This window comes from Streptomyces hundungensis, from assembly GCF_003627815.1.
GTDB lineage: Bacteria > Actinomycetota > Actinomycetes > Streptomycetales > Streptomycetaceae > Streptomyces > Streptomyces hundungensis_A.
In genome coordinates this window covers 5104441-5122736 of record NZ_CP032698.1, presented here as the reverse complement: position 1 = coordinate 5122736, position 18296 = coordinate 5104441, and the positions used below count along the sequence as shown (strand labels likewise).

Genomic DNA, 18296 nt, shown 5'->3' with positions numbered 1-18296 from the left:
GGGGAGGCACAGCCATGAAGACCGTACGGCTGCTCCTCGCGGCCGCGACCACGAGCGCCCTGCTCCTCCTCGGCGCGGGCACCACCACGGCGACGGCGTCCGACGCCCCGGGGACGGCCGCGGCCGGCTTCCCGATCGTGTTCCAGAACAACACCCATGGCGCGTACGCCGACGCACAGATCCACATCACCGTGCTCGGCCAGATCACCCCCGGCCAGTGGTCGTATCTGAAGCCCGACGGCACGACGGCCCACATCAACCACCTCGACGCGAACGCGCCCGGCCACCTCACCAAGCACGGCGTGAACTACCCGAACATGTCCTTCACCCTGGCCCAGGTGGGCGGCCGGGTGCCGTCCCCGTCCTCGATCCGCGGCGGCCGGATCTACCTCTCGCTCGGCTCGCCGCTCTACATCCCCGTATCGCCGGACGACCAGGGCTGGGGCGGCCCCGACCCCAACAACCCCTCCGACCCCAACAACGACGTCTACTACGACTGGTACGAGTACACCTTCGTCAACGGCCAGGCGGCGTACGGCGGCAACACCACCCAGGTAGACCAGTTCGGCTTCCCGATGACCGCGCGGCTGCGCCAGACCTCCAGCGGCTACGACACGACGCGGGGCATCAGCCGATCCCGCGCCGAGGTCATGTCGGCGTACGCGTCGAGCGTCGGGGCGGCGTTCCAGCCGTTGCGGTCCGCCTACCGGATCGTGGCCCCGCGCTCGGCCGCCGCCTTCCCCGCGGACTACCTGACGGCCACGGTGAACGACACCTGGAGCTACTACGCCTCGCATCCGTTCACGCTGAGCCTGCCGGGCGAGACGCTCTCCGGGCGGGTCGCGGGCGACACCCTGACCTTCACCAGGAACGGGGCCGGCCCCTACACCCTGCGCAGGCCGACCTCGCGCGAGGTCATGGCCTGCTCGGGGGCGCTCGCCTCGGGCAGCGACGTGGAGAAGCGGCTCGGCGCGGAGTTCTGCGCCGCGTTCAACCGGGGCGTGGCCCAGAACACCGCGCTGTGGCACACCCCGTCCGCGTACTACCCGGGCACGACCCCGAAGAACGACTACGCGGCCTTCTTCCACACGGTCGGCCTGGCGGGCCGGGCGTACGGGTTCCCGTACGACGACATCAATGACCAGTCCTCGGTGCAGATCCTGGGCAACGCCGCCCCGCCGACGGAGCTGACGCTCTCGATCGGCTGGTGAGGACCGGGCCCGACGACGAGGGGCCCCGCCCGGCAGTGCGCCGGGCGGGGCCCCTCGTCGTGTTCGCTCCCGCGGGTCAGTCGTTGCCCTGGAGGATGGAGATCAGCCGCAGCGCCTCCAGGTAGATCCACACCAGGGTCATGGTGAGGCCGAAGGCCGCGAGCCAGGACTCCTCACGCGGGGCGCCGTAGGTGATCCCGTCCTCGACCTGCTTGAAGTCCAGGGCGAGGAAGCACGCACCGAGGACGATGCCGATGATCCCGAAGAGGATGCCGAGGCCACCGCTGCGGAAGCCGAGGCCGTCGCCGCCGCCGATCGCCGAGAACAGCAGGTTGACCAGCATCAGCAGCATGAAGCCGATGGCCGCGGCCATGACGAAACCGGTGAAGCGGCGGTTGACCCGGATCAGCCGGGTCTTGTAGGCGATGAGCACGCCGGCGAAGACGGCCATCGTGCCGAGCACCGCCTGCGGCACCGCGCCCGCCGACACATACGTCGTGACGACCGAGCTGATCACGCCGAGGAAGACGCCCTCGAAGGCCGCGTACCCGAGGATCAGCGCCGGCGTGGGCCTGCGCTTGAAGGACTGGACCATGGCGAGGACGAACGCGATCAGCGCGGCGCCGATGGCGATGCCGTAGGACTTGTTGACGTTCGCCGCGTCGACCGGGAGCGCCAGCCAGGCGACGACCGCACCCGCGACGACCGTGCCGAGCGTGATCGCGGTGCGCGAGACCACGTCGTCGATCGTCATCGCGCCGGAACGGGCCGGCGCCTGCGGGACGCCCTGCTGCGTGTCCTGCTGGGCGTACGGATTCGTCGCGTACGGGTTCGTGGGCGCCTGCGCGTACGGGTTGCCCCCGGCCTGCGGCTGCTGCGCGGTGTTGAAACCGGCGTAGCCGTTGTCGCGGCTGAACCCCCGTCGCGAGAAGACCGGGTTGCTGCTCCTCATCTCACTCCTCCATGGCCACCGTGCGCGGCCTTGCCGTCAAGGGTAATGGGCATGCAAAGAAACCACGTACTGCCTAGGGAGGATCTTCACGCGGGGAGGAGGGGTGTGCAAGGGTCCGACACCCCGACGCGCGGGGAGACCGGAGCCTGCGTGAGTGCCCGGAGCCGGACTCGAACCGGCACGGCCCGAAGGCCAGCGAGGTTTAAGCTCGCCGTGTCTGCGTTCCACCATCCGGGCAAGGGCGCGCGGCTCCGCGTTTCGCGGGACGAGCCTAGCTGGGCGCATCCCTCGAACAGCGGAACAGTCATCCGATGTTGTCTTATTTTATTGGCGCTTGAGGGGGCGTCAGCACAGCTCGGAGCGGTGTTGGCACATGCCGGAGGCGGTTGGCGGGGCGTCCGGGCCGTCCCGGAATACGGACTGGGAATGACGGAAAGTCGATGCCCCGTCACATCTTTCCCGCAGACGGTGACAGGGCCCGCCGGAGTCCCCCTCGAGCGGCGCTCGCGGGCGCCCGGAGCCCGCGCACGTCTCGGGGACGCCGTCATACCTCAGGAGGACGGGGGCGGCTGTGCCGTCCGACTCAAGACGGCCCCCGAACGGGCACAGGGACTGACGATCCGGCGCCGGCCGACGGCAAGGATGGAGAAGTCCCCGAAAGCCGTTCGACAGGAGCACCTCCGTGACCACCATCCCCACCGCACACCGCGCGACCGCGGTGGCCGCCCGCGCCATCGAGCTGTCGAAGGTCTACGGCACGGGCGAGACCCAGGTGGTCGCCCTCGACCAGGTCACGGTCGACTTCCGGCAGGGCGAGTTCACCGCGATCATGGGCCCGTCCGGCTCCGGCAAGTCCACCCTGATGCACTGCGTCGCGGGGCTCGACTCCTTCAGCTCCGGCGCCGTCCGCATCGGCGAGACCGAGCTGGGCTCCCTCAAGGACAAGCAGCTCACCCAGTTGCGCCGGGACAAGATCGGCTTCATCTTCCAGGCGTTCAACCTGCTGCCCACGCTGACCGCCCTGGAGAACATCACGCTGCCGATGGACATCGCGGGCCGCAAGCCGAACAAGCAGTGGCTCGACCAGGTCATCTCCATGGTGGGTCTGGCCGACCGCCTCTCCCACCGGCCCACCCAGCTCTCCGGCGGCCAGCAGCAGCGCGTCGCGGTGGCCCGGGCGCTCGCCTCCCAGCCGGAGATCATCTTCGGTGACGAGCCGACCGGAAACCTGGACTCGCGCTCCGGTGCGGAGGTTCTCGGCTTCCTGCGCAACTCCGTGCGTGAGCTCGGGCAGACGGTCGTCATGGTGACGCACGACCCGGTCGCCGCGTCCTATGCGGACCGGGTCATATTCCTCGCCGACGGGCGGATCGTGGACGAGATGCTGCGGCCCAGTGCGGATGGGGTGCTGGATCGGATGAAGGCGTTCGAGGCGAAGGGCCGCACCAGCTAGCCCAAGCCGTCATGGGCTCCGCCCCCGAACCCCCTTGGGCAACCGCGGGGGCGCTGCCCCCGCACCCCCGTTCGCGCCTGAACGGCGCTCGTCCTCAATCTCCCCCAAGGCCTTAAGTAAGGGCCAGGGGGGACCCCCATGACAGGCTGAGGTGCTGGCCAGCACCGATCAGTTAGGGGCGCGGGGAACTGCGCGAGAAGCGACCACGGCCCGCACCCGAAAGCGGGTTTAGGGGCGCGAGGAACTGCGCGAGAGGCCCGGACGGCCCGCACCCATCCAGCACCCCCCTCCCCGGAGGGGCCCGCACCGCACCCTCCCCGGAGGGCCCGGCTTCAGAGAACTCACCAGGACTGAGACAACCCATGTTCAAGACCGCCCTGCGCAACGTGCTCGCGCACAAGGCCCGGCTGCTGATGACGGTGCTAGCCGTCATGCTCGGCGTCGCCTTCGTCTCCGGCACGCTCATCTTCACCGACACCCTCGGCAGCGCCTTCCGCAACCAGTCGTCCAAGAGCTACGACAAGGTGGCCGTGGCCGTCAGCTCGTACGGCAGCGCCGAGGACACCGAGCGGGAGCCCGGCGTCAGCGCGCGGACGCTTCAGAAGATGGCGGCGCTCGACGGTGTCGCCTCCGCCACCGGTCGGGTGGACGGCTTCGCCGGGGTGGCCGGCACCGACGGCAAGCTGATCGGGCAGGGCTGGGCCAACAAGGGCGGCAACTTCGCCCCCGGCAAGGACGGCAAGGACCCCTCGTACACCTTCGTCCAGGGCTCGGGCCCGGTGCGGGACGACCAGATCGCCCTGGACAAGGAGAGCGCCGACAAGGGCGAGTACGCGGTGGGCGACAGCGTCCGCGTCGCCACCAACGGCCCGGTCAGGACGTACCGGCTCGCGGGCGTCTTCACCACCGAGGACGGCCAGGTCAACGCGGGCGGCAGCCTCGTCCTCTTCGACACCGCCGTCGCCCAGCGCCTCTACCTCAAGCCGGGCTACTTCCAGAACGTGAACCTCGCCGCCACCCCCGGCGCGGACGCGCAGAAGATCCTCGACGAGGTCCGGCCGCTGCTGCCGAAGGACGCCGACGCCAAGACCGGCCAGGTGCTCGCCGACCAGGAGGCCAGGAGCATCAAGGAGGCCCTCAGCGGCCTCAACCAGATGCTGCTCGGCTTCGCCGGCATCGCCCTGTTCGTCGGCATCTTCCTGATCTCCAACACCTTCACCATGCTGGTGGCCCAGCGCACCCGTGAGCTCGCCCTGATGCGCGCCGTCGGCGCCTCGCGCGGCCAGGTCCGCCGCTCGGTGCTCGCCGAGGCGCTGGTGGTCGGCGCCCTCGCCTCCGTCATCGGCTTCGGCCTCGGCCTCGGGCTCGCGTCCGGGCTGCGGTCCGTGATCGACATGTTCGGCGCCAAGATGCCCGCGGGACCGCTGATCGTCACGGCCACCCCGGTGATCGCCTCGCTCGCGGTCGGCATCCTCGTCACCGTGGTCGCCGCCCTGCTGCCCGCCTGGCGCGCCGCGAAGATCCCGCCGGTCGCCGCCATGAACAGCGTGCACGGCGTGGCCACCACCAAGTCCCTGGTCGTGCGGAACTCCATCGGCGGCGTCATCACGCTCGCCGGCGCCGCCGCCATCGTGGCCGGTGCCGCCACGGGCAAGGACGGCAAGTACATCATCGGTGCCGGTGCCTTCTTCGCCCTGATCGGCATCATCATCCTGATCCCGCTGCTGTCCCGCCCGGTCATCGCCCTCGTACGCCCCGGCCTGAGCAAGGTCTTCGGCGTCTCGGGCAAGCTCGCCAGCCAGAACGCGGTGCGCAACCCGCGCCGCACCGGTGCCACCGCCTCCGCGCTCGCCATCGGTCTGACCCTGGTCACCGGCCTCTCGGTGCTCGGCATCACGGTCGGCACCGCCATCGACAAGATGACCACCGACAACCTCAAGGCCGACTACCTCGTCCAGATGGCGGCCGGCGGCTCCGGGCTCGACCCGGAGGTCGTCTCCTCCCTGCGCAAGGCGCCCGGCGTCTCGGCGGTCTCGCCCAAGCAGCCCTCGTACCTGAAGATCGGTGACTCCGAGCAGTCGGTGGCCGGCGTCACGCCCGACATCGACAAGCTCATCAAGGTCGAGCCGGTGTCCGGTTCGCTGGCCGCCCTCGGCCGGGGGCAGCTCGCCGTCGACGACGAGACGGCCGCCAAGCACGGCTGGAAGGCGGGCTCCAAGCTCCCCGTCGAGTTCGCGGACAAGAAGAAGGGCGAGCTGACGATCGGCGCGACGTACAAGAAGAGCGAGCTCATCGACTCGGTCCTCGTCCCGACCTCCGTGCTCGACGCGCACCAGAACAAGCCGTACATCCCCGAGGTCTACGTCAAGGTGGACGGCGGCGCCTCCAGCGCCCATGAGAAGGCCCTGGTCGACGCGTTGGGGCAGAACCCGGCGATCAAGTTCATGGACCGCCAGGACATCCGCAACGAGGCCGGCGGCATGATCAACACGATGCTCAACGTCATGTACGGCCTGCTCGCGATGGCTCTGATCATCGCGGTCCTCGGTGTGATCAACACCCTCGCGATGTCGGTGTACGAGCGCCAGCAGGAGATCGGCATGCTGCGGGCGATCGGCCTGGACCGCCGCAGGGTCAAGACCATGATCCGTCTGGAGGCCGTGGTCATCTCGCTGTTCGGCGCGGTGATCGGCATAGGCCTCGGCTCCTTCCTCGCCTGGGCCATCGGCCAGACCATCAAGGAGTCGATCCCGGGCTACGTCCTGGTCATGCCGTGGGACCGGATCGCCGTCTTCCTGCTGCTCGCCGGTCTGGTGGGCGTGCTCGCCGCGATGTGGCCGGCCCGCAGCGCCGCGAAGCTGAACATGCTCACCGCGATCAAGACCGAGTAGCCGTCAACCCCGTTGCTCCGTACGGCAGTTGAAGGGCCCCGGAAGGCAGGTCTCCCGGGGCCCTTCGGCGTCGGCGCGCGATGCCGCAGCGGGTCAGTTCCAGGTGCGGGCCCGCAACGACATCCCCGAGGCGCCGCTCACCGGGGTCTTCACCGCGAGGATCTGGTTGACGCCGATCCGGTTGCGCTCGAAGGAGAGCGCGCAGGCCGCCATGTAGAGCCGCCAGATCCTGGCCCGGCCGGGGCTGGTGTGGCGCACGGCGCGCGGCCAGTCGGACTCCAGGTTGGCCACCCACTGACGGAGCGTCAGTGCGTAGTGCTCCCGGATGGGTTCGACGTCCCGCGCCTCGAACCCGGCCTCCTCCAAGGTGGAGACCGTCCGCCCGACCGGGGCGAGCTCGCCGTCGGGGAAGACGTACGCATCGATGAACTCGTCGATGTGGTACGCCGATTCGTCCCGCTCGGGGCGCCGGGCGATCTGGTGGTTGAGCAGCCGCCCGCCGTCCCTGAGCAGCCCGTACAGGATGTCCGCGTACTCCGCGTAGCGCACCGAGCCGACGTGCTCGGCCATCCCGATGGAGGAAATCGCGTCGTACGGGCCGTCCTTGACGTCCCGGTAGTCCTGTACGCGGATCTCTATCCGGTCGGTCAGCCCCTCCTCGGCGATGCGCTTGCGGGCGTACGCCGCCTGCTCGCGCGAGAGGGTGATGCCGACGACGTGCGCGCCGTACTCGCGGGCCGCGTGGATGGCCATCGAGCCCCAGCCGCAGCCGACGTCCAGGAGCCGGTCGCCCTCCTTGAGGGCCAACTTGCGGCAGACCAGGTCGAGTTTGTCGCGCTGGGCCTCTTCGAGGGTGGACTCGGGGCTCTCCCAGTAGGCGCACGAGTAGACCATCGAGGGGCCGAGCACCAGCGCGTAGAAGTCGTTTCCGACGTCGTAGTGGTGGCTGATCGCCTCCTTGTCGCGGCGCCTGGTGTGCAGCCGTCCGGTGCGCCGGTGCACCTCCTCGGCGGGCGGGGCCGGCGGGGGCAGCGCGCCGCCCAGTTTCACCAGCTCCCTCGCGGCGGCCCGCAGGCGCGGATCGCGCACCGGGTGCACGCGCTTGCCGGGCTCCTCCTCGCGCTCCCAGATCAGCCCGGACAACCGGTCGAGCAGGGCGTACAGATCGCCCTCGACGTCGAGTTCGCCGGCCACCCAGGCGCGGGCCAGGCCGAGTTCGCCCGGCTTCCACAGCAGTCGGCGCAGCGCGCGCCGATGGCGTACGACCAGGACCGGGGCGCCGGGCGGGCCCGCCTCGCTGCCGTCCCACGCCCTGATCCGTATCGGCAGGGCCTCCCCCAGCACTTCCTCGGCAAGAGCGGTCAGCCGCAGCGCCGCGTCGGCCATCGCGCACACCTCCGTACCTCGCAGAAATGTCACAGCACCCTGCACAACACTGCCCGGGCGCGCGGCAATCCCGCTAGGCGCAGGGGGGTGACAGGGTGGCTGCATACGGCATCTTCGGTGGCCGGAAACCGGCGTCGCGCGCGAGGCCGCGGGGGTCGGCGGCACGCCGCGGGGGCGGGGTGCGCCCGAAGGGGGGCAGGGTACGCCGAAGGGGCCGCCCGCACCACGGATGGCGGGCGACCCCTTCGGGAGGGAGCGGGTGGAGCCAGGAGGCCTTGGCCCGAGCTAGGAGGCCTTGGCCTTCTGCTCCTTCTTGTCCTCGACCTTGGCCGCAGGAGCCGGAGCGGGCTTCGCCGCCTCGTAGAACTCCTCGCGCGGGGTCTCCATCGCGCCGAGGGAGACGACCTCGCGCTTGAGGAACATCGCGAGCGTCCAGTCGGCGATCACGCGGATCTTGCGGTTCCAGGTCGGCACGGCCAGACCGTGGTAGCCACGGTGCATGTACCAGGCGAGACGGCCCTTGAGCTTGATCTTCATCTTGCCCATGACGATCATCGCGACGCCCTTGTGGAGGCCGAGACCGGCCACCGCGCCCTTGTTGGCGTGCGAGTACTCCTTCTGCGGGAAGCCCCGCATACCGGAGACCACGTTGTCGCCGAGGACCTTGGCCTGGCGCAGCGCGTGCTGGGCGTTCGGCGGGCACCAGGCGTTCTCCACACCGGCCTTGCGCGAGGCGAGGTCCGGGACCTGGGCGTTGTCGCCCGCGGCCCAGATGTAGTCGGTGCCGGTGACCTGGAGGGTCGGCTGGGCGTCCACGTGACCGCGCGGGCCGAGCGGCAGGCCGAAGCGGGAGAGCGCCGGGTTGGGCTTGACGCCGGCGGTCCACACGATGGTGTTGGAGTCGACCTCGAGGCCGTTCTTCAGCACGACGTGGCCGTCGACGCAGGAGTCCATGGAGGTCGAGAGGTAGATCTCGACGCCACGGCCCTCGAGGTGCTCCTTGCCCCAGCGGCCGAGCTCCGGGCCGACCTCGGGAAGGATCTTGTCGGCGGCGTCGACCAGGATGAAGCGCATGTCCTCGCGCTTGACGTTGGTGTAGTACTTGGCCGCGTCGCGGGCCATGTCCTCCACCTCGCCGATGGTCTCCGCGCCGGCGAAGCCGCCACCCACGAAGACGAAGGTCAGCGCCTTGCGGCGGACGTCCTCGTCCGTGGTGGAGTCGGCCTTGTCGAGCTGCTCCAGGACGTGGTTGCGCAGGCCGATGGCCTCCTCCACGCCCTTCATGCCGATGCCCTGCTCGGCGAGGCCGGGGATCGGGAAGGTGCGGGAGACCGCACCCATCGCGATCACCAGGTAGTCGAAGGGCAGCTCGTAGGCCTCGCCGACGAGCGGCGCGACCGTGGCGACCTTGCGGTCCTGGTCGATGCTGGTGACCCGGCCGGTGAGCACCTCAGCTCCACGCACGACGCGTCGCAGCGGGACGACGACGTGACGCGGCGAGATGCTGCCTGCGGCGGCTTCGGGGAGGAAGGGCTGGTACGTCATGTACGAGCGCGGGTCGACGACCGTGACGGTCGCTTCCGCGTAACGCATCTTCTTGAGAATGCGTCGCGCTGCGTACAGGCCTACGTACCCGCCACCTACTACGAGGATCCTGGGACGCTCCGTGGTGCTCATGCCATCGAGTATCCACCCGCTCGTGGACCCCTGCTCGTGCGCCCCTTCACAAGGATCGCAAGGGCCTCTGCTACACTGCGCGGCCCACGTGACCGAGGTCATGGTCACGGGAGGGAACCACGGGGTGCGGGGGAACGTTGTCCACCCCTCCTGAACTGGCCTCCCCCGCCCAGGGCGTGGTGGACCACCGCTCCGGGAAACGTAGGCGCAACACGGTCGCCACCGTAGGGAATCGCCACAGAAGACGCCCTCGGGCCTCAGAAAGCGGTACTCGCACCACTTTCCTCGGCCCGAGGGCCCCAATTCCTTGTGAAGAACTTCACGAACTTTCTCGCGAAGCGCGCCCGAACGGCCCGCCAAGGACCGCGATCAGGCGATCGACCAGGCGATTCCGTCCAGAATGTCGTGCTCGCTGACCACGACCTCACGGGCCCCGGTCCGCTCCATGACGGCCAGCAGGACCAGCGCACCGGCCGCGATCACGTCGATCCGGCCCGGATGCAGCACGGGGATGGCGGTGCGCTCCTCGTGGGTGGAGGCGAGCAGGCGCCCGGTGATCGCGGCGACCTCCTCGTGAGAGATCCGTGAATGATGGATGGCCGCCGAGTCGTACCCGGTCAGACCGAGCGAGATCGCGGCGATGGTGGTGACGGAGCCCGCGAGACCCACCAGGGTGCGCGGCTCGCGCAGCGGCACGGTCGCCTCGGCGAGGTCGAGGGCCGCCTCGATGTCGGCCCGGATCGCGGCGATCTGCTCGGGCGTCGCCGGGTCGCCGGGATGGTGACGCTCCGTCATCCGCACACAGCCGATGTCGACCGAGCGGGCGGCCTCGACGCCCGAGGAGCCGACCACGAACTCGGTGGAGCCGCCGCCGATGTCGACGACGAGATAGTCCCCGTCGCCGGGCAGCTCCTTGGTGGCGCCCGTGAAGGAGAACTCGGCCTCCTGGTCGCCCGAGATCACCTCGGGTTCGACGCCCAGGATGTCCAGGACCCCGCGCGTGAACTCCTCGCGGTTCTCGGCGTCGCGCGACGCGGAGGTCGCCACGAAGCGGACGCGCTCCGCACCGAGCTCCTTGATCACGGCGGCGTACTCGCGGCACGCCGCGAACGTCCGCTCCAGTGCCTCGGGGGCCAGCCGGCCGGTGCGGTCCACGCCCTGGCCGAGCCGCACGATGGTCATGCGCCGGTCCAGGTCGGTGATGTGCCCGGTGGTCCCCGCGCCGGAGGCGCTGTCGGACACAGTGGCGTCGGCGACGAGGAGGCGGATCGAGTTGGTGCCGCAGTCGATCGCGGCGACCCGCGTCACTTCTCGTCCCCCTCGCCGCACGGCGTCACGCACGGGCCCTTGGCCCACCACTCGGGCAGCAGCGCGATGGCCTCGTCGCCGAGCGGGTTGACGCCCGGGCCGGCCGCCAGCGAGTGACCGACCAGGACGTGCAGGCACTTGACCCGGTCCGGCATGCCGCCGGCGCTCGGGAAGCCCTCCAGGACCTCGATGGCGTCACGGCGCGCGATGTAGTCCTCGTGCGCCGCCCGGTAGGCCGCGGCGAGTTCGGGGTCGCTCGCGAGGCGCTCCGTCATGTCCTTCATGACGCCGTTGGCCTCGAGGGTGCCGATCGCGGAGGCGGCACGCGGGCACGTCAGGTAGTACGTCGTCGGGAAGGGCGTGCCGTCCTCCAGGCGCGGGGCCGTCTCGACGACGTCCGGGTTGCCGCAGGGGCAGCGGTGCGCGATCGCCCGCAGACCGCGCGGGGGGCGGCCCAACTGCTGCTTGAAGGCGGCGATGTCCGCATCGGTGGGCTCGGTGCGTTCGGTCTGGGGCGGGGGCGTTTCCATGACTGGGTCGGTCTCTATCGCTAGCGGTGGTCAGTTGGCGGAACGGTCGGCCTTGTCGACGCCGTCCCAGAGGTTGGAGTGCCAGGCGCGGCCGGTGGCGCCCTTGTCCTCGCGGTGCTTGTTCGCCGCGCCCGGGTCGACGACGGTGAAGCCGCTCTCCCCGGGGAACTGCATGTGCAGGTGCTCGCGGGCCAGCTTCTCGATGTACGCGTCGTCCTGGAGCCGCGCCTTCTCGTCCCGCAGCCGCTCGACGGCCTGCTGGGCGTCGGCGGCCTTGCGCTGCTGGTCGGCGATGTCGCCGCGCTGCGACACGTACTGCCGCATGGGGTAGGCGAGCGCCACGATCAGGGAGCAGAGCACCAGGGCCAGCAGCGCCGCCCGGCCGGTGAGGCGCGAGCGGCGGGCCTGGCGTTTGTTCTGCGAGCGGTAGACGCGGGCCGCGGTCTGCTCGCCGAGCACCTTGAGCCGGGCCGCGGTGGAGAACCGGTCACGGTCCTTGACCTTGGCTTCCTTGCCCATCGCTCTCCCGCCTCCCCATCACACACGTACGTCCCCGGACACGGTACGGGACCGCGGCCGGGGACGTACGGACGACTGGCTAGGGCGTCAGCCCTTCACACGTCAGCCCTTGAAGCGGGGGAACGCGCTGCGGCCCGCGTACACCGCGGCGTCGTCGAGGATCTCCTCGATGCGCAGCAGCTGGTTGTACTTGGCGACGCGGTCCGAGCGGGCCGGGGCGCCGGTCTTGATCTGGCCGCAGTTCACCGCGACGGCGAGGTCGGCGATGGTGACGTCCTCGGTCTCGCCGGAGCGGTGGGACATCATGCACTTGAAGCCGTTGCGCTGGGCCATCTCGACGGCGTCCAGGGTCTCGGTCAGCGAGCCGATCTGGTTGACCTTGACGAGCAGGGCGTTGGCGGAGCCCTCCTCGATGCCGCGGGCGAGGCGCTCGGGGTTGGTGACGAACAGGTCGTCGCCGACGATCTGCACCTTGGAGCCGAGGCGCGAGGTGATGGTGTTCCAGCCGGCCCAGTCGTCCTCGAACAGCGGGTCCTCGATGGAGACCAGCGGGTACGCGGCGACGAGCTCCTCGTAGTACTCGGTCATCTCGGCGGCCGAGCGGGACTTGCCCTCGAACTCGTACTTGCCGTCCTTGTAGAACTCGGACGCGGCGACGTCGAGCGCCAGCGCGACGTCCTTGCCCGGGGCGTAACCGGCCTCCTTGATGGCCTCGACGATGAGGTCGAGGGCGGCGCGGTTGGACTCCAGGTTCGGCGCGAAGCCGCCCTCGTCGCCGAGGCCGGTGGAGAGGCCCTTGCGCTTCAGGACGCCCTTGAGCGTGTGGTAGACCTCGGCACCCCAGCGAAGGGCCTCGGAGAAGGACTCCGCGCCGATCGGGGCGATCATGAACTCCTGGATGTCGACGTTGGAGTCCGCGTGGGAGCCACCGTTGAGGATGTTCATCATCGGGACGGGCAGCAGGTGCGCGTTGGGTCCGCCGAGGTAGCGGAAGAGCGGCAGGTCGCTGGCCTCGGAGGCGGCGTGCGCGACGGCGAGCGAGACGCCGAGGATGGCGTTGGCGCCGAGCGAGCCCTTGTTGTCGGTGGCGTCCAGGTCGAACATGGCCTGGTCGATCAGGCGCTGCTCGGTGGCGTCGTAGCCGACGAGCTCCGGGCCGATCTGCTCGATGACGGCGAGGACGGCCTTCTCGACACCCTTGCCGCCGTAGCGGTTGGGGTCGCCGTCACGAAGCTCGATGGCCTCGAAGGCACCGGTGGAGGCGCCGGACGGAACGGCAGCACGGCCGGTGCTGCCGTCGTCGAGGCCGACCTCGACCTCGACCGTGGGGTTGCCTCGGGAGTCCAGGATTTCCCGGGCTACGACGACGTCGATGGACGGCACGAGCATCTCCTTCTGGGATGTGACGCTAGATGTGACGCAAGCAGTGCAAGGGCCGGGCGGGGTCGCTTCGCCTTGCGACAAGAGCCTAACCGGCTCCGGGGCTCCGGTCGGCCCGTGCCCGCCTCCTGGGACGAAAAAGGGCCCAAGAGCCTGCGTTCCGGGGCAAAGGACCACAACCCTACTGCCCGGTAATAGCGAAAACCCCGGCCCGGCGCGTACGGGGGAATGCGCGCCGGGCCGGGGCGACCTGGGGGTGGGCCGGACTCAGCCGAGGTGCAGCTTCTGACCCGGGAAGATCAGGTTCGCGTCCTTGACGATGTCCTTGTTCAGCTCGAACAGGTGCTGCCAGCCGCCCTTGGTGCTGTTGGCGGTCGCGATGGTGCCGAGGGTGTCGCCGGACTTGACGGTGTACTCACCGTCGCCCTGCTTCACCGGCTCGCTGCGCTGCTCGCTGCGGCTGGCCTTCGGCGCGGACTCGACGCGCTGCGACTTCTGCTGCGGGGCGGCCTTCGGCTTCGAGGGCTTGGCGGCCGAGGAGCCGGAGGTGTCGACGTCGGCCTTGCTGCCGCCGGACGTCAGGTTGCCGGCGCCGGCGCAGGACCAGGCACCCGGGCCCTGGATCGCGAGCAGCTTCTCGGCGGCGGCTATCTGCTGACCCTTGGTGGCGAGGTCGGCGCGCGAGGCGTACTGGGTGCCGCCGGCGGCGGCCCAGGAGGACTGCGAGAACTGGAGGCCACCGTAGTAACCGTTGCCGGTGTTGATGGACCAGTTGCCGCCGGACTCGCACTGGGCGACGGCGTCCCAGGTCGAGACGGAGGCGGCGGAAGCGTTGCCGGCCGCCATCAGCGGAGCGGCGACGGCGACACCGGTGACGCCGGCGAGCGTGGCGACACGGACGGCCTTGGACGGGCGGCGGTGCTTGCCCTTGCCGGAAAGCAGCATGGAAATTCTCCTCACCGACGCCTGCGAGGTGAGCTGTCGGGTTCGGGCGTGAGCTGCCCGGCCGAGCGCCGAAGCGCCCGTCTTCACCCCAAGCCGTTGGCGGCAGTCCTGTGAACTGCCGGGCCCGGCACTTACCTTGGGTCCCCCGCTCCTGCCTACGGCGCATAAGCGTCGACTGTTCCCATCGGCCGACGGCAGGATTCGGCGTGCTCGGTCGACGGGGCTCGCGGTGACGAGCGAGTCCGACGAAAACACACGCCCCGCCAATGTTCAAAGAGGCACATCGGGGAGAAAACCCCCCTACTTGCCTCCACAGAACGGTTGTTTTCGCAGGTGAGGGGCGGGGCGGACGGACCGGTCGGACGAGACACGCCAGTTGGGGCTAAGAGACCCATGTCTCACTTGCACACAACGGACATACACCCTCGAACTAGCCCTGCTTCGGGGCCGAGTTCGGGGCCGGGGCCGCAGTCGTCGGCGCGCCCTTCACCTCCGTCAGAGCCAGGCTCTGGCCGGGCAGGATGAGGTTCGGGTCGGTGCCGATGAGCTGCTCGTTGGCGTGGTAGAGCGCGGGCCAGCCGCCCTGCACCTTGTTCGCTTCGGCGATGGCCGACAGATTGTCGCCGGGGCGGACCGTGTAGTCGCCGCTCGCCGCAGGGGCGTTGCCGGCCTCACGTGAGGCACCGTCACCCCGCGAGGCGTGCTGTCCGGAGTCACGGTTCGGGGCGGCGTCACCCGCGGCGCCCGAACCCGAACCGGCCGACCCCGTCGACCCGGCCGAACCCGCCGGAGCCGTGGAGCCGCTCGAACCGGCCGGGGCGTCCGTGCCGGTGCCCCGGGACGTGGCGCCGGCGCTCTCCTCCGGCGCGGGCGTGCCGCGGTGCTTGCCGGCCCCCTCCGGCGTGGACCCGGACGGCGCCGGGGACTTGACGGGGCCGCTCGGCGGGAGCGCGTCCGGGGAGGTCTTGGCGGGGGTCGAACCGCCCGGCGCCGGGGTGGTGTCGGGCGCCTTGGTGGCGGGGGCGGTCGGGACGGGCGAGGCCGTGCCGGTGGGGGCGCTGGGCACGCCCGGGTCGACGTCCGCCGCGCCGCCGCCCTTGGCGAGCCCGGCGCCGGTACCGCAGTTGGCGAAGGCCTGGGCACCCTTGGCCGCGAGCACCTTCTCGGCGACGGCTATCTGCTGGGCACGGCTGGCGAGGTCGGCACGCTGGGCGTACTCGTTGCCTCCGTACGCCTCCCAGGTGGCCTGCGAGAACTGGAGGCCGCCGTACAGGCCGTTGCCGAAGTCGGCGCTCCACAGCCCGCCGGACTCACAGGCGGCCACCTCGTTCCAGGTGTTCGCGTCCGCGGCGTTCGCACCGGTCGCGGCGAGCAGCGGAAGCGCGAGAGCGGATCCGGTCACTCCTGCCGCGACGACGAGGGCGGGTGCCTGGCGGGGTCGACGATGCCGTCCATTCCCGGAGCGCATGCGAAAAGCCTTCCGTGTGACTGCTGAGCCGAATGAACGGTGAAGGTAGCCGCACTCGAACGTTTGTCACAAGTCGATGCCCCCGCGATCACATAAAAGTCACAGTCTTGACGGTCCGTCAGATATCGCGGGGGTACGGGGCTTCAGCGCGGCGGCGTGAACGCGACCGGCAGGGTGCGCAGACCTCGCATGATGAGCCCGCCGCGCCAGCGCATGTCCTCGGGTTCCACCGCCAGCCGCAGATCGGGAAGGCGCCGCAACAGGGTCGCCAGCGCGGTCTGCCCTTCCAGCCGGGCGAGCGGGGCGCCGAGGCAGTAGTGGATGCCGTGCCCGTACCCGAGGTGCTGGTTGTCGCGGCGGCCGAGGTCGAGGGTGTCGGGGTCGTCGAAGCGGTCCGGGTCGCGGTCGGCCGCGGCCAGCACCACGAGGACGGGGTCGCCGGCCGCGATGTCCTGCCCGCCGAGCGTCAGCGGCTCGACGGCGAACCGCCAGGTCGCGAGCTCCACCGGCCCGTCGAAGCGCAGGAGCTCCTCGACACCGGTCTCCAGGAGGTCGCTCTCCCCCGCGGCGAGCGAGGCCTGGAGGCGCTCGCGCTGCCCCGGGTCGCGCAGCAGGGCGTACATGCCGTTCCCGATGAGGTTGACCGTCGTCTCGAACCCGGCGAACAACAGGATGAAGGCCATGGCGGCGGCCTCGTTCTCCGTCAGGTGCTCGCCGTGGTCGCTGGCCTCGATGAGCCGCGAGATGAGGTCGTCGCCGGGGTTCTCGCGCTTCTTGTGGATGAGCTCGGCGAGATAGTCGCGCATCTTCTTCACCGACCGCGCGACGCCGCCGCGGGGGCCGCCGCCATGGCGGATCATCATGCCCGCCCAGTCGCGGAAGTCGTCCTGGTCCTCGCGCGGTACGCCCAGCAGGTCGCAGATGGCGTAGATGGGCAGCGGGAAGGCGAACTCGTGGATGAGGTCGGCCTCCCCCTCCGCCGCGAACGCGTCGATGAGCTGGTCGGTCAACTCCTGTACGCGGGGCGCGAATTGGGCGACCGTACGGGGCGTGAACGCCTTCGACACGAGGCGGCGGAGGCGGGTGTGGTCCGGGGGGTCGATGTTGAGCAGATGCGTCATCAGCTCGGCCTTGCGCTCGCCCGGGATGCCCGTCTTGCCCTTGGCGTGGGCGGGCTCGTCGTGGTGCGCCGGATTCTTGGAGAGCCGCTGGTCGGCGAGGGCCTGCTTGGCGTCCCCGTACCGCGTCACCAGCCACGCCTCGACGCCGCTCGGCAGCCGGGTGCGGTGCACGGGGGCGTGCGTTCTGAGCCAGGCGTAGGCGGGGTAGGGGTTGGTGGCGAACTCCCAGGTGAAGAGTTCCGGGGCGGGGGGAAGGGGGGCATCGGCCTCATGCTGCACCCCCCGACGCTATCCCGCCCCCTCCGGGGCTCCGCCCCAGACCCCGATCGCGCCTGAACGGCGCTCGTCCTCAAACGCCGGACAGGCTGAGGTGCGGGCCAGCACCGGGGCCGCTGAGGGGCGCGGGGAACTGCGCGCCCAGCCACCCACGACCCGCAGGGAACCGGGAGCCCCCGGAGGGTTTCGGGGAGGGGCGGGGTGGGGGCTACTCCGCCGAGCGGATGGCGTCCCGGTACGCCCGCGCAGCCGCCCGCAACGCCCCCTCCGGATCCACCCCACCCCGCTCCGCCTCCACGGCCATCGCCAACAGCCGATACCCCACACCCTCCCCGGAGGGAAGCGGCACCGACAGGTCCGCCGTGTGGGCCCGCGCGGACAGCTTGGCCGCGAGGGCCAGCGCCGGCTGCCCCAGCGGCACCCCGTCCGTCACCGACGCCCGCCGCTTCTCGACCCCCTTCATCCGCAGCCAGTGCTCCTTGACCTCCTCCGGCGTCTCGGCCGTCTCGGAGCCGAACACATGCGGATGCCGGTGGATGAGCTTCTCCACGATCCCGGCCGCGACGTCGTCTACGGAGAACGGCTCCTCCTCGTCCTCCTCGGCGATCCGCGCGTGGAAGACGACTTGGAGCAGCACGTCGCCGAGCTCCTCGCGCAGCTCGTCGCGGTCCCCCTCCTCCACCGCCTCGACGAGTTCGTACGCCTCTTCCAGCGCGTACTTGGCGAGGCCCTGGTGGGTCTGGCGCGAGGACCAGGGGCAGGAGCGCCGGATGCGGTCCATGACCTGGACCAGGTCGAGCAGGCGCGCGCCCGGCAGGTCGTAGGAGCCGGGGAGCAGTTCGAGGTTCGGCATGGAGACCCGGCCGGAGCCGGCGAGCCGGGCGAGGCCGTCGGTCAGGTCACGGTCGCCCTCACCGGAGGGCAGGACGACCACGGTGCGGCCGCCCGCGCACGCCTCGACCAGGTCGGACGCCACCGGCACCGAGATCTCCACCGCGACGCCGGCCTCGCGCAGATACGGAAGCTGCGGGTGCCCGGCGTCGGGGCACAGGACGAGGTCGGCGGCGCGCAGGGTCTCCCACGCGGGCCAGGACAACAGGCCGGGGGCGACCCGGTGGCTCGCGGTGAGCAGAACGATTCGGCCGGGTTCTTGAGCAGCGGTCACCCTCCGAACCTACC

14 protein-coding genes, 1 tRNA gene and 1 riboswitch are annotated in these 18296 nt (G+C 70.6%); of the genes, 3 read left to right on the top strand and 12 right to left on the bottom strand.

The genetic code is table 11. From position 1 onward, the window contains the following. Window positions 1–14: 14 nt before the first annotated feature. Entirely contained in the window at window positions 15–1211 is a 1197-nt protein-coding gene (locus DWB77_RS22745; RefSeq protein WP_162952592.1) for a glycoside hydrolase family 64 protein, read from the top strand. 76 nt (window positions 1212–1287) lie between these two features. On the opposite strand, the gene DWB77_RS22740 is transcribed toward DWB77_RS22745, so the two are convergent. Beyond that, a complete protein-coding gene (locus DWB77_RS22740; RefSeq protein WP_120723006.1) occupies window positions 1288–2163 on the bottom strand; it encodes a Bax inhibitor-1/YccA family protein in 876 nt (291 codons plus the stop codon). Window positions 2164–2318: 155 nt separating this feature from the next. After that, window positions 2319–2400, bottom strand: a tRNA-Leu gene (locus DWB77_RS22735). 445 nt (window positions 2401–2845) lie between these two features. On the opposite strand from DWB77_RS22735, the gene DWB77_RS22730 reads away from it, so the two are divergent. Together DWB77_RS22730 and DWB77_RS22725 are read left to right on the top strand one after the other, a co-directional pair. Beyond that, entirely contained in the window at window positions 2846–3616 is a 771-nt protein-coding gene (locus DWB77_RS22730; protein ID WP_120723005.1) for an ABC transporter ATP-binding protein, read from the top strand. Between the two features lie 362 nt (window positions 3617–3978). Next, complete coding sequence (locus tag DWB77_RS22725; RefSeq protein ID WP_120723004.1) at window positions 3979–6507, top strand: ABC transporter permease; 2529 nt, start codon at window positions 3979–3981, stop codon at window positions 6505–6507. Window positions 6508–6600: 93 nt separating this feature from the next. Here the strand turns inward: DWB77_RS22725 and DWB77_RS22720 are convergent, their stop codons facing one another. From DWB77_RS22720 to DWB77_RS22675, 10 genes are all read right to left on the bottom strand, one after another. Beyond that, window positions 6601–7893 (bottom strand): class I SAM-dependent methyltransferase, encoded by a 1293-nt coding sequence (locus DWB77_RS22720; protein ID WP_120723003.1) that lies wholly within the window; start codon window positions 7891–7893, stop codon window positions 6601–6603. A 285-nt stretch (window positions 7894–8178) separates the two neighbouring features. Then, on the bottom strand, window positions 8179–9570 hold the full coding sequence (locus DWB77_RS22715) for an NAD(P)/FAD-dependent oxidoreductase (RefSeq protein ID WP_120723002.1): 1392 nt from the start codon (window positions 9568–9570) through the stop codon (window positions 8179–8181). 369 nt (window positions 9571–9939) lie between these two features. After that, window positions 9940–10878 (bottom strand): Ppx/GppA phosphatase family protein, encoded by a 939-nt coding sequence (locus DWB77_RS22710; protein ID WP_120723001.1) that lies wholly within the window; start codon window positions 10876–10878, stop codon window positions 9940–9942. Beyond that, on the bottom strand, window positions 10875–11408 hold the full coding sequence (locus DWB77_RS22705; RefSeq protein WP_120723000.1) for a DUF501 domain-containing protein: 534 nt from the start codon (window positions 11406–11408) through the stop codon (window positions 10875–10877). The genes DWB77_RS22710 and DWB77_RS22705 overlap by 4 nt, the downstream gene beginning before the upstream one ends. A gap of 30 nt (window positions 11409–11438) precedes the next feature. Beyond that, entirely contained in the window at window positions 11439–11927 is a 489-nt protein-coding gene (locus DWB77_RS22700) for an FtsB family cell division protein (protein WP_120722999.1), read from the bottom strand. Between the two features lie 102 nt (window positions 11928–12029). Next, on the bottom strand, window positions 12030–13316 hold the full coding sequence (eno, locus tag DWB77_RS22695; RefSeq protein WP_120722998.1) for a phosphopyruvate hydratase: 1287 nt from the start codon (window positions 13314–13316) through the stop codon (window positions 12030–12032). A gap of 258 nt (window positions 13317–13574) precedes the next feature. After that, window positions 13575–14252 carry a transglycosylase family protein gene (locus DWB77_RS22690; RefSeq protein WP_120722997.1) on the bottom strand — a complete coding sequence of 226 codons (678 nt, stop codon included), beginning with the start codon at window positions 14250–14252 and terminating at the stop codon, window positions 13575–13577. 3 nt (window positions 14253–14255) lie between these two features. After that, a riboswitch (cyclic di-AMP (ydaO/yuaA leader) is annotated at window positions 14256–14425 on the bottom strand. A gap of 257 nt (window positions 14426–14682) precedes the next feature. Continuing rightward, window positions 14683–15720, bottom strand: a complete 1038-nt coding sequence (locus tag DWB77_RS22685) for a transglycosylase family protein (protein ID WP_120722996.1) — start codon at window positions 15718–15720, stop codon at window positions 14683–14685. A 143-nt stretch (window positions 15721–15863) separates the two neighbouring features. Further along, entirely contained in the window at window positions 15864–17120 is a 1257-nt protein-coding gene (locus tag DWB77_RS22680) for a cytochrome P450 family protein (protein WP_120722995.1), read from the bottom strand. 205 nt (window positions 17121–17325) lie between these two features. Beyond that, a complete protein-coding gene (locus DWB77_RS22675) occupies window positions 17326–18282 on the bottom strand; it encodes a nucleoside triphosphate pyrophosphohydrolase (protein WP_120722994.1) in 957 nt (318 codons plus the stop codon). Window positions 18283–18296: the final 14 nt, after the last annotated feature.